The organism is Paraneptunicella aestuarii (assembly GCF_019900845.1).
Lineage (GTDB): Bacteria > Pseudomonadota > Gammaproteobacteria > Enterobacterales > Alteromonadaceae > Paraneptunicella > Paraneptunicella aestuarii.
The window spans coordinates 2,648,229-2,662,331 of sequence record NZ_CP074570.1 but is presented as its reverse complement, the minus strand read 5'-3'; the positions used below and the strand labels follow the sequence as shown (position 1 = coordinate 2,662,331).

2 protein-coding genes (1 of these 2 cut by a window edge) are annotated in these 14,103 nt (G+C 47.7%); both read left to right on the top strand.

All coding sequences use genetic code 11. The features are described from left to right. Window positions 1-12,446: the 3' portion of a non-ribosomal peptide synthase/polyketide synthase gene (locus tag KIH87_RS10500; RefSeq protein WP_232357847.1), read on the top strand. The gene continues 19,861 nt to the left of window position 1, outside the view; only the last 12,446 of its 32,307 coding nucleotides appear in the window; its start codon lies beyond the left edge, outside the window; the stop codon is at window positions 12,444-12,446. Continuing rightward, the gene (locus KIH87_RS10495; protein WP_232357846.1) at window positions 12,433-14,103 is read left to right on the top strand and encodes a cyclic peptide export ABC transporter; all 1,671 of its coding nucleotides are present in this window, start codon (window positions 12,433-12,435) and stop codon (window positions 14,101-14,103) included. Before KIH87_RS10500 ends, KIH87_RS10495 begins: the two co-directional genes overlap by 14 nt.

Below are 14,103 nucleotides of genomic sequence, written 5' to 3'. Positions count from 1 at the left end.
TACGTGGCTATCGTATTGAGCTGGGTGAGATTGAATCGCAGCTTGCTAACCATGAGCTGGTGCAATCGGCGACCGTGTTGGCAGTGGGTGAGGCGGAACAGAAACGTTTGGTGGGATGGCTAATACCAGATGATGTATCTGCTTTAACAGACGAAAGTCTACGTCAAAACCTTATCCAAACCCTGCATGAACATCTGATGCAGCAGCTACCGGAATACATGGTGCCTTCGGCGCTGGTATTGCTGGATAGCTGGCCGCAAACACCCAATGGCAAGCTTGACCGCAAAGCGCTACCGCAGCCCGGTGAAGGTTCATTGGTGAAAGCTGTTTACGAAGCCCCACAAGGCGCAATGGAAACACAGCTAGCGCAGATTTGGTCTGAATTGCTGTCAGTGGAAAAGGTGAGTCGTCACGACAACTTCTTTACCTTGGGCGGACATTCATTACTGGCAATCACCTTGATGGAGCGGCTGCGTAAAGCGGGATTAGGCATTGCCATTAAAGACCTGTTTGATTCGCCAACCCTTGTTGGCTTAGCGAAAAAACTGGGTGGGCATGAAGCACTGATTGTTCCACCTAATCAGATTACGCCTGCGACATCTCATATTACGCCGGACATGCTACCGCTGATTGATTTGACTCAATCCGAGATTGACCAGCTTGTGGACAGCATACCGGGCGGCATTGCCAATATTCAGGATATCTATGGTTTGTCGCCATTACAGGAAGGGATCCTGTTTCATTATTTGTCTTCCATATCATCAGGCGTTGATCCTTATTTGCTGTATGCCCATATGATTTTCGCCAATCGCGAGGATTTGGATGCATACCTTTCTGCGACTCAGCAAATCGTGGATCGTCACGATATTTTGCGCACGGGGTTTTATTGGCAAGGATTGTCTGAGCCTGCTCAGGTGGTTTTGCGCCATATTCCGCTGAATGTCATCGAGGTTTCTCTCGAAGAAGATGCAAATAAAACTGCCGAAGATTATTTACATGAGATGCATCAGCAATATTCCCGACTGGATATTCGCGATGCGCCATTATTGCGTTATGTGATAGCCAAAGAGCCGAGTATTGCTGGTTCTTCCTCAAATACAAACAGCCAGCGTTGGTTAGTGATGCAGCAGTTGCATCATATTATCGGTGATCACTCTACGCTGGAGATCCATTTTAAAGAGTTAAATGCGCTCATTTCAGGACAGAATGAAAGCCTTGCTACACCGGGAGCATTCCGCAATTTGGTGGCACAAGCGCGCTTGGGTGTGAGTGCAGAGGATGATCGTCAGTTCTTTACTGACATGCTGGCTGATATTGATGAATCGACGCTGCCTTATGGCTTTGGCGATACCATGCTGGATGGTTCTCAAGTGACAGAGCATCATCACATGTTGCCACAACCTCTGAATGACCAGTTAAGAGCAGTGAGCAAAGCGCTGGGTGTGAGTGTAGCAAGCTTATGTCATATGGTGTTTGGCTTGTTGGTATCCAGAGCCAGTGGTGTCGATAAAGCCGTATTTGGTACTGTGCTGTTGGGCAGAATGGCGGCACTGGAAAATACCAGTGAAACCATGGGCGTATTTATCAATACCTTGCCTTTCCGACAGGATATTAATGCACAAGCCATTCGCAGTGCGATTCAACAAACACATCAACGTTTGAGTCAGTTGTTGGGACATGAACAAGCATCCCTTGCCACGGCACAGAAATGCAGTGGCATTGATGCATCCGCGCCCTTGTTCAGTGCGGTGTTGAATTATCGTCATAATGTCTATGAAAAAAGCGCTGATGAAAACACGGATGAAAGCGCACCTGTAATCCAGGTCGATAATTTGTTCAGTCGTATGGAGGTGCTTGAGAGCGCGGAACGTACCAACTATCCGTTAGCGCTATCGGTAGAGGATTATGGTACGGCATTAGGTTTCACCTCTCAGACGGTTGAAGGAATTAGTGCCGAGCTGATTTGCCAGATGATGGATAGGGGGCTGGCGCATCTGGTTGAGTTGCTTGACTCTGCACCAGATACTCCGCTCTACAAGCTGGATCTCTTGCCAGCGCAAGAGCGTCAGGCATTGCTCTATGACTTTAACCAGACGACGGCGGAGTATCCGCGAGAATTGTGCCTGCATGAGCTATTTGAACAACATGCTCAATCGAACCCGGATGCCATTGCTTTGTTGCAGGCAAATGATGATAGCTCTCAAATCAGTTTGAATTATCGTGAGGTCAATGAACAAGCCAACCAGCTTGCTCACTTGCTGATAAAGCGTGGTGTGAAGCCGGAAACACTGGTTGCCATTTGTGGCAGTCGTCGCCCTTATATGATTGTCGCGATATTGGCGGTACTCAAAGCTGGTGGCGCGTTTGTACCTCTTGATCCGACTTATGCCAGCAGTCGATTGCTGGATACCCTGGCTGATGCCAATCCGTTGCTATTGCTTGCCGATGAAGCAGGATTAGAGGCGATTGGCGATGAGGTTAGTGAGCCTGTTGTCCGCGAGCTGGTGCAAGGTGCTATCAGGCTGGATGGTCAGCTCTTAGATGAAGATCTACCTGTTACCAATCCGCACATCGCGGGGTTAAATCCGAATAATCTGGCCTATGTCATATATACATCGGGCTCAACGGGCAAACCCAAAGGGGTGATGTTGGAGCATGGCGGTTGGGTCAATCTGGCTTATGCGCAGTCTCGCTTGTTTGACATTGATCACCATACCCGAGTGATGCAGTTTGCTTCCCCTGGCTTTGATGCCAGTGTATTTGAAATCTCCATGATGTGCGTGGGTGGTGGCTCGTTGTTCCTGCGTGATGAATTGTCAGGTCGCGATGCTCGCCATTTGTTTGAGCAAATCAATACACAAGGCGTTACTCATGCGGTATTGCCGCCCGTGCTGTTTAGAAGCTTGTCGCTGGACGATATCCAACTGGATGGTTTAGAGGTGTTAATCCTGGCCGGTGAAGCGCCGGATCGAGAATTAGTGAAGCATTTATCGCAACAGACTCGCGTGTTTAACGCCTATGGCCCGACCGAAGATACAGTGTGTGCCACGGCATGGGAGATTGATGCTGACGAGCTAAACCATTCTTCTTCGACTGATGCGCCTGTGACTGATTCACCACCCATAGGTCATCCTATCGACAATAATCAGATTTACCTGTTGGATGAACATTTACAACCTGTGCCGAAAGGCGCGGTGGGTGAAATCTGGATTGGCGGTGATGGCGTTGCCCGTGGTTATCTGAACCGGGAGGATTTAACGCAAGAACGTTTTGTTGCCGACCCGTTCCGCGAGCAGGATAACCGAGGCCGAGCTGCACGCATTTACCGCACTGGCGACTTAGCGCGCTATCTGCCTGATGGCAATCTGGTGTATCTGGGTCGTAATGATTTTCAGGTGAAACTACGTGGCTATCGTATCGAGCTGGGCGAAATCGAATCGCAGCTTGCTAACCATGAGCTGGTGCAATCGGCGACCGTGCTGGCTGTGGGCGAGGCGGAACAGAAACGTTTGGTGGGCTGGGTAATACCTGAAATGTTGGCTGTTTTAGAAAATGAAGATAGCCGTCAAAACCTGATCCAAACCCTGCATGAACATCTGATGCAGCAGCTACCGGAATACATGGTGCCTTCGGCGCTGGTATTGCTGGATAGCTGGCCGCAAACACCCAATGGCAAGCTTGACCGCAAAGCGCTACCGCAGCCCGGTGAAGGTTCATTGGTGAAAGCCGTTTACGAAGCCCCACAAGGCGTGATGGAAGTTAAACTGGCGCAGATTTGGTCTGAATTGCTGTCAGTAGAAAAGGTGAGTCGTCATGACAACTTCTTCACTCTTGGCGGACATTCATTACTGGCGATTAAGCTGATGGAACAACTGCGTAAAGCCGGATTAGGCATTGCCATCAAAGACTTGTTTGATTCGCCAACGCTTATTGGATTAGCGAAAAAGCTGGGCGGGCATGATGAACTGGTGGTGCCTGCTAATCAGATTACAGTGGAAACATCTCGCATTACGCCAAACATGCTGCCGTTGATAGACCTGACTCAGCCTGAGATTGACCAGCTTGTGGACAGCGTGCCGGGTGGTATTGGCAATATTCAGGATATCTACGGTTTGTCGCCATTACAGGAAGGGATCTTGTTCCATTATCTGTCTTCAATGTCTTCCGGATCTGATCAAGAGGGGCAAGATAACGGCGTCGATCCTTATTTGCCATATTCTTATATGATCTTCGAGAATCGCGAGGATATGGATTCCTACTTGTCTGCGACCCAGAAAATCGTGGATCGACACGATATTCTGCGCACGGGGTTTTATTGGCAAGGCTTGTCTGAGCCTGCTCAGGTGGTTTTGCGCCATATTCCGTTGAATGTCATCGAGGTTTCGCTTGATGCGAATAGGGATAAGGTCGCCAAAGATTATCTGGATGAGATGCAACAGCTGCATTCTCGATTGGATATTCGCAAAGCGCCGTTGCTGAGGTACATCATCGCCAAAGAACCCGGCGCTGTTGGCTCTGGTAGCGAACGCTGGTTAATGGTGCAGCAGTTACATCACTTGATTGGCGATCACTCCACTTCTGAAACTCATGCTCAGGAACTGGTATTGATACTGGCTGAGCAAGCCCAACGTCTGGTTACTCCTAAGCCTTATCGAAACCTGATTGCTCAGGCTCGCTTGGGCTCAAACAGGGAAGAACATCAGGCGTTTTTCAGCAATATGCTGGCTGATATTGATGAATCCACCACGCCTTTTGGTTTAAAGGATGTGCAGGGCGTCAGTGAGCAGGCAACAGAGCATAGAACCCTAATACCTGCGCTGTTAAATAATACCTTGAGGGAGCAGGCCAGAGCCTTGGGTGTCAGTTTGGCTAGCTTGTGCCACTTTGCTTTTGGGCATGTACTTGCCAGTGCCAGCGGTGTGGAAAAGGCTGTATTCGGTACAGTGCTATTTGGTCGGATGCAAGCGGGTGATGGCGCGGCTGACACAATGGGCGTGTTTATTAATACCTTGCCATTTAGACAAGATGTCAGTGCTCAAGGCGTTGCCGAAGCGGTTAAACAGACACACCAACAATTGAGCCAGTTAATGATGCATGAATATGCGTCACTGGCAGAAGCGCAGCGTTGCAGTGGTATTGATTCGTCTGCACCCTTGTTCAGTGCGCTGCTGAATTATCGTCACAATCAGCACCCTGATATGCAGGACATGGAAGGAGAAGAAACCCTCTTTGATCGCATTGAGTTTGTTCACGCCATTGAGCAAAGCAATTATCCGTTCTCCATGTCGATTGAAGATTATGGCGATGCATTGGGGTTAACGGCGATAGTGGTTGATTCTGTTGGTTCTGAACGCGTGTGCCAGATGATGGAACGGGCATTGGAACACTTGTCTTTGCTGTTAGCGCAAGCGCCAGATACGCCTTCTTGCGAGCTGGATGTGTTGCCCGCACAAGAGCGTCAGACGTTGCTCTATGACTTTAACCAGACGACGGCGGAGTATCCACGTGAGCTGTGCCTGCATGAGCTGTTTGAACAACATGCTCAATCGAACCCGGATGCCATTGCGTTATTGCAGGCAAATGATGATGGGGATGATGATGGCTCTCAAATCAGTTTGAATTATCGTGAGGTCAATGAACAAGCCAACCAGCTTGCCCACTTGTTGATTGAACGCGGTGTGAAGCCGGAAACGCTGGTTGCTATTTGTGGCAGTCGTCGTCCTTACATGATTGTCGCGATATTGGCGGTACTGAAAGCCGGTGGCGCATTTGTACCTCTTGATCCGACTTATGCCAGCAGTCGATTGCTGGATACCCTAGCTGATGCCAACCCGTTGTTGTTGCTTGCCGATGAAGCAGGATTAGAGGCGATTGGTGATGAGGTTAGTGAGCTTGTTGTCCGCGAGCTGGTGCAAGGTGCTATCAGGCTGGATCGTCAGCTCTTAGATGAAGATCTACCTGTCACCAATCCGCACATCGCGGGGTTAAATCCGAATAATCTGGCCTATGTCATATATACATCGGGCTCAACGGGCAAACCCAAAGGGGTGATGTTGGAGCATGGCGGCTGGGTCAATCTGGCTTATGCGCAGTCTCGCTTGTTTGACATTGATCACCATACCCGAGTGATGCAGTTTGCTTCCCCTGGCTTTGACGCCAGTGTGTTTGAAATCTCCATGATGTGCGTGGGTGGTGGCTCGTTGTTCCTGCGTGATGAGCTGTCAGGCCGCGATGCTCGCCATTTGTTTGAGCAAATCAATACACAAGGCGTTACTCATGCGGTATTGCCGCCCGTGCTGTTTAGAAGCTTGTCGCTGGACGATATCACACTGGATGGTTTAGAGGTGTTAATCCTGGCCGGTGAAGCACCGGATCGAGAATTAGTGAAGCATTTATCGCAACAGACTCGCGTGTTTAACGCCTATGGCCCGACCGAAGATACGGTGTGTGCCACGGCATGGGAGATTGATGCTGACGAGCTAAACAATTTGCCTGTGACAGATTCTCCACCCATAGGTCATCCTATCGACAATAATCAGATCTACCTGTTAGACGAGCATTTACAGCCTGTGCCGAAAGGCGCGGTGGGTGAAATCTGGATTGGTGGTGATGGCGTTGCCCGTGGTTATCTGAACCGGGAGGATTTAACGCAAGAGCGCTTTATTGCTGACCCGTTCCGCGAACAGGATAACCGAGGCCGAGCTGCACGCATTTACCGCACTGGTGACCTAGCGCGTTACTTGCCTGATGGCAATCTGGTGTATCTGGGTCGTAACGATTTTCAGGTAAAACTACGTGGTTATCGTATCGAGCTGGGAGAAATTGAATCGCAGCTTGCTAACCATGAGCTGGTGCAATCCGCAACCGTGTTGGCAGTGGGCGAGGCTGAGCAGAAACGTTTGGTGGGCTGGGTAATACCTGAAATGTTGGCTGTTTTAGAAAATGAAGATAGCCGTCAAAACCTTATTCAAACCCTGCATGAACATCTGATGCAGCAGCTACCGGAATACATGGTGCCTTCGGCGCTGGTATTGCTGGATAGCTGGCCGCAAACGCCCAATGGCAAACTTGATCGCAAAGCGCTACCGCAGCCCGATGAAGGCGCATTGGTGAAAGCCGTTTACGAAGCGCCACAAGGCGCGATGGAAACACAGCTAGCGCAGATTTGGTCTGAATTGCTGTCAGTGGAAAAGGTGAGTCGTCACGACAACTTCTTTACCTTGGGCGGACATTCATTGCTGGCGATTAAGCTGATGGAGCAGCTTCGTAAAGCCGGATTAGGCATTGCCATTAAAGACCTGTTTGATTCGCCAACCCTTATTGGATTAGCGAAAAAACTGGGTGGGCATGATGAACTGGTGGTGCCTGCTAATCAGATTACGGCGACGACATCGCGCATTACGCCAAACATGCTGCCGTTGATAGATCTGACTCAATCCGAGATTGACCAGCTTGTGGACAGCGTGCCGGGTGGTATTGGCAATATTCAGGATATCTACGGTTTGTCGCCATTACAGGAAGGGATCTTGTTCCATTATCTGTCTTCGGATGACATTGACCCTTACATCCTGAATACACAAATGGTGTTCGGTAGTCGTGAAGCCGTGGATGTGTTTTTAGCCACGACCCAGAAGATCGTCGATCGCCACGACATTTTGCGTACTGCATTTTATTGGGAAGGCTTGTCTGAACCTGCTCAGGTGGTGTTAAACAAGGCCAGATTGATTGTGCGAGAGCTGGGAGTCGAGGCCGTTTCTGGAGCAACCGCTGCTGACTATCTAAATAATATGCAAGCGCAATTCGCCAAGATGAATATTAACGAGGCGTCTCTGTTGCAATACGTTATTGCGCCAGAGCCTAATACGGATCGTTGGTTGGTGCTCCAGCAAATGCATCATTTGATTGGTGACCATTCAACGCTGGAACGACGTTCTCAGGAATTATTACAGATATTGCTGGGGCAAGAGGCGGAGTTGCCGGAAGTACAGCCTTACCGAAACCTGATTGCTCAGGTTCGATTGGGGAGTGATATCCAGTCTGATCGTGAGTTCTTCACTCGAATGCTGGCAGATGTTGACGAAGCGTCATTGCCTTTCGGTGCCAGTGATATTAAACAGGATGGTCGTGATGTGGTTATTCACGATGTTGTGCTGCCATCTTCACTCAACAACGAATTGAGAACATGCGCTAAAGCTCTGGGCGTGAGCCTGGCGAGCTTGTGTCATTTTGCTTTTGGGCATGTGGTGGCGCGTAGTAGCAATGTTGATAAGGCAGTCTTTGGTACTGTGTTGCTGGGAAGAATGCAATCGGGTGAAGGCGTGTCTGATTCGATGGGCGTGTTTATTAACAACCTGCCGTTTAGGCAGGATGTTAACGCTCTGAGTGTGAAAGCTGCGATTAAGCAGGCTCATCAGCAGTTAAGTGAATTGATGGTGCATGAGCATACGCGATTGACCGATGCCCTGAGATGCAGTGGTTTGAATAATTCAGAGCCATTGTTTAGTGCGCTGTTCAATTATCGCCACAATATCCGTATTGAGGTGGATGATCAGATCATCGAAAACAGCACAGAAAATCACAGCGAAAACAGCACAGAAAATAACAGCGAAAACAGCAATCCGGAAAGTCCGCTTTCATTGTTCGATGAACTGGAAGTGATCGGCGCTGAAGAGCGCACCAATTATCCTTTATTTATGTCGGTAGAGGATAACGGTGATTCGCTGGGTTTAACTACGCAAGGCGTTGCGCCTGTTGATCCAGAGCAAGTTACGCGCATGATGACCCGAGCTTTACAACACTTGGTTGAGGTGTTGCAAGACGCGCCAGAAACGCCGTCGTATGAGTTGGATGTGTTGCCTGACGACGAGCGTCAGCAGTTGTTGTACGACTACAATCAAACTGATGCCAGCTATCCGCTCGATATTTGTTTACATGAACTGTTTGAACGTCAGGTAGAACAAACCCCTGATGCGATGGCGTTGGTGCTGGAGCACCCTAAATTCGTTGATGATCACAATGTTCAAATGACCTACCGGGAACTGAATGAGCAGGCTAACCAATTGGCGCATTTGTTGATTTCAAAAGGAGTGAAACCCGATTCTCTGGTGGGTATTTGTGTTGATCGTCAAGCTTATATGGTGGTGGCAATACTGGCGGTGTTAAAGGCGGGCGGGGCTTATGTGCCATTTGAGCCTGATCATGTCAGTGAGCGTCTGGTCGATATGCTGAATGATATTAACCCTATGTTACTGCTTACCGATGAAAAAGGGATTGCAGCTATGGGCGAGGCCGCGAATCGTCAGAATATGATCCGACTGGATCAGAATTGGCAGAGTCAAAATGATAAGCCAGGCGATCAAGCTCTACCTGTTACCAACCCGAAACCAGAAGGGTTAACCCCGGAGCATCTGGCTTATGTGATTTTCACGTCAGGCTCAACGGGCAAACCTAAAGCTGTGATGATTGAGCATGGTAATGCTGTAAACCTGATCTCATGGTCAAAAACTGCTTATCAAGCTCAGGAACTGGGCATGACCTTATTCGCTACGTCACTGAGTTTTGATTTATCTGTGTTTGAATGTTTTGCTACCTTGGCTCAGGGCGGCACGTTGAATCTGGTGCACAATGCGTTGGAAGAAGGCGCCTTGGGAACCACCTTGGTGAATACGGTTCCATCTGTAATGAAGGGAATGTTGGAGCGGGATCATGTGAAAGGTTCTACGGGTGTGATTAACCTGGCTGGGGAACCGTTGTCGCGAACTTTGGCGGAATCGCTTTTCCAACAAACTCAGGTGCAAAGGCTCTGTAACCTTTATGCTCCGTCGGAAAGCACGACATACTCAACCTGTTATTCGGTCGAGCGCATTGATGATTTTGTGCAGAGCATTGGTCGCCCTATCGCAAACACCCAAATTTATTTGCTGGATAAGCACATGCAGCCTGTACCGAAAGGCGCAGTGGGTGAGATTTACATTGCGGGTGACGGGGTTGCGCGAGGTTACCTTAACGATCCTGAATCGACGAGTGAACGCTTCCTGCTTAATCCTTTTAAGCCATGCGATGGTCGTGGACGTCCTGCTCGAATCTACAAAACCGGGGATTTAGGGCGCTATTTGCCAGATGGCAATATTGCGTATCTGGGTAGAAATGATGTTCAGGTGAAAGTTCGCGGTTTCCGCATTGAACCCGGTGAGATTGAAGCCTTGCTGGATGCTCTGGAGCAAGTACGAGCGTCGGTAGTAGTAGCGCAAGGAATTGGTGATCATAAGCGTCTGGTTGCTTATGTGGTGCCTGAGAATTCGCACATTCTGGAACAGGAGGAATTGAAGAAGACGTTAATCAAACAATTGGCTGATTATGCCGATCAACGACTGCCTGATTATATGGTTCCGTCGGCCTTTGTCATCATGGATAACCTGCCGCTTACCGCTAATGGCAAACTGAATAGAAAAGCCTTGCCTGCGCTTGATGGCAGTGCATTAGCTAAAGAGGAGTATGAAGCGCCACAGGGCAAAGTCGAGAAACTATTGGCTCGAATTTGGGCGCAGGTTCTGGACGTGGAAAAAGTAGGGCGCCATGACAACTTCTTTGATATTGGTGGGCATTCCTTGTCAGTGATGAAACTGATGAGTGTGTGTGAGCAGCATGGCCTGGATATCGAAATACATGATGTTCTGGCGAACCCAACCGTGGCTGAATTAGCCAGAGAACTGGCGTCCAGCAATCGGGTGTATCATGCCGTTGCCTTTCAGGAAAACGAGTCTGATGAGAACGTCTTCTTTGTTCCTTCTGGATTAGGTGACATTACCTATGTGAAGTCATTGAGTGACAAATTACCGGATGATTTTAACGTGTATGCGCTGCCTTGGCATACAGGTAGTCATATAGATAACCACATAGATGGTCAGAACGATTTGCCAAAATCACTAGAGAGATTGGCAGCGCTCATGGCTGAGGATATTAGTCATATTCAACCGGAAGGGCCTTATCGTTTGGTGGGATATTCTTCCGGGGGAATATTGGCTTATGCCATTGCTCAACATTTAAGAGGTTTGGATAAACCGATTGAGTTTGTTGCTTTGATTGATGTGCATACACAGCCGTTACATAACCACGATGAGCGACAATTATATGGGCTTGAAGAGTTGCTGGCTTATTGTGTCGAGCAATTTTCAGTTAGCCCAGATACTATCAAACGCTTGGAGGAATTGGGTAGACAATACTCTTATCTGGAATTGTGTGAACGCTTTGCTGATATTTTGCGTCAGGAAGGGGAAAGTGATGAAGCGATTACCTTCTTTGGTAAAACAGGGAAACATATCTTTCAGGCCAGTGAGTTATTCGCCAGATATATCCCGGTTGTGCCTGATTTTACTATATACGCATTGAATGCCACTGAGAAAACGGACGAGCAATATATCCAGAATAATCACATTCAGATGTTGTCAGAATACTTGCTGGAACAGGGGGCAGACCCTGGGTTGATTGAAGTTGTTTCAATGCCTGGAAATCATATTTCCATGGTTGAGGAAGAGGCGCAACAACAGGAACTTGCTAATACATTGGCAAATATGGTTGCAACACGGCATACCAAATATGCTGAGACCGAGCTCGATAACAGTGCCTTGCAGCCTTTGTCTATAGGAAATAAAGGCGCAGACAATGTGATCTTTATTCCGGGGGCTGGAGACAGCATAACTTCCTTTATCCAACTGGCGGCATTGTTTGATAAGCGGTACTCGGTTTATGGTTTGCAGCCAAGAGGGATCTTAAATCAGGACATGCCTCATACTTCGATCGTTGCTAGCGCACGCTATTTCTGTGCGTTACTTGAACAAACCGAGATGGTATTTCCTGTTCATTTGATTGGTCATTCTCATGGAGGATTAATTGCCTTTGAAATGGCTCAGATGCTATCTAAACAGGGCAAGGAAATCGCTTCCTTAACCCTGATTGATAGTGAATCGCCTCAAACTACACTGGATAGCGATTGCCATCAGAGCAAGGTGTTTGCGGAGTTTACTGAAAGCATTGAGGGAAGCATGGATGTCAATTTGGATATTTCTCCAGAAGTCATTGAGAAATCTTCTTATGAGCAGTTTTTACAGCAATTGCATGGTCAAATGGTTGCAAAAGGGCTGATGTCATCAAACACGGGATATGACTTGTTAAAAGGCCCGTTAACTGCGTTTGCTATCTCACGCACAACGATATATCAGCCATCAGAAAGTTATCTGGGGAGAATTAACTTGATGCTGCTGGATGAGCGTAAGTTGAATGAGTCTGATAACGCATTGCAGAAAGAGAAAATGGAATACGAATGGCGACAAATGGCTCCGAATATTGAGGTTTATTATGGGCCGGGAGATCACTTCTCCATTTTAAAAACACCTTATGCAACACAACTTTACAAATGGTGGGAAGAGAATACACATGTACATAATTGAGTATGCTAAAAAACATTGGGCAATTTTTACCTTTATTACCCTTTTATCTGCTGGGGGGGCTTTGTTAACAACGGGTATGATTGATCATATCAATACTTCCGCTACGCAGTGGACTGCTGATGACGCAGCCATGATCCTGGCAAAAGGTGCTGGTTTGGCGGTTGCGTTAATTATCATGAGTATTGCGACAAAAATGATACTGGCATGGGTGGGTGGAGAGCTGGTTCATAATATTCGTAGAGATATCACGCACAGCTTTTTAAATATTAACTACGAGAATATGCTGAACAAGCAGCATACGGTGTCTGCCGCATTGATAGAAGACGTACAACGGATCATTCCCATGATCTTTTTATTACCGGATGCCATTTATAACGTACTGCTGTTGGTGTTGCTGTCAGCGTACCTTATCAGCCTGTCTCCAGCGCTGTTTGGTGTATTAGGGATTGCTATTGCGGTATTGGTGGTAGTGGGGGTTCTTGTGCAACGCTCATCTTTGTCATTAACCAATTTGCTAAGGGAAGAGGAAGATAAGTTGTTTGCTTATTTCCGTGCGATCAGTGAAGGCAAAAAGGAGCTACATCTTCACCCAAAAAGAAAAAGTCATTTTATTGATGAAAATCTTGAACCCAGTTTGTTGTCGGTGAAAGAACTAACGGTCAAATACGGCAGTATTTGGGGCGTATTTGAATCCGTTTCGGCTGCGTTTTTACTTGTTGCGGTATTCTCCCTGGTGTACGTCGGCAATGCGGTTCTTCAGTTGCCGTCAGGGGTCATTGCATCCTTTGTTCTCGGTTCCATGTTTATTATCAAACCCACCAACTTCCTGGCGCACATTGGCGCGGCAATTAACTCTGGTTTGAGCAGCTTGTCACATCTGGAAAAAATTGGCTTGAACTTAAATGAGAGTTTAAAAGCCAGAGATAAAACTGACGAACAGGAACAAACATCTCCGAATTGGCAGCAACTTGCGTTATGTGACGTGGAATATCGTTACCCAGGTGATGAAGAGGAAAGAGTTAAATTAGGGGCTTACAACCTGGAGATCAATAAAGGTGATGTAGTGTTTTTTACTGGCGGGAATGGCAGCGGGAAAACCACGCTTCTATTACTACTGACTGGTTTGCTTAAGCCGGAATCTGGGCAAGTGAAACTGGATGGCAAAGCCATTGACTACGACGTACTTGCTTATCGTAATTTATTTGGTGGTGTATTCTGCGATTATTTCTTGTTCAACGATGTATTGAATGCTGAAGGGAAAAGAGCATCTGAGCAGGATATTGAAGAAGCGATTAAATTACTGCAACTGGGCAATTTCATTGAAGTGGAAAATGGCGTGATTCAAAACGCCAATTTGTCTACTGGGCAACGTAAACGCCTGGCGCTGATGCAGGCCTATATCAGTAACAACGACATTTTCTTTTTCGATGAATGGGCGGCAGAACAAGATCCTGTGTTCAGAGATACGTTTTACAGCCAGATCATTCCTGAATTGAAAAATAAAGGTAAAACCGTACTGGTTATCAGCCATGATGACCGCTACTTCAATGTTGCAGACAAAATTGTAAAACTGGAGTACGGGCAAATTGAAAGTGTGATTGTGAATAATCATGTTGAGGTGATGGAGTCGGCTGTCGCTGAAATAGAGCAGGTTTAA

Bases quoted from the DNA above. Each gene is read 5' to 3' on its own strand.
- KIH87_RS10495 (WP_232357846.1), top strand. From the start codon at position 12,433: ATGTACATAATTGAGTATGCTAAAAAACATTGGGCAATTTTTACCTTT.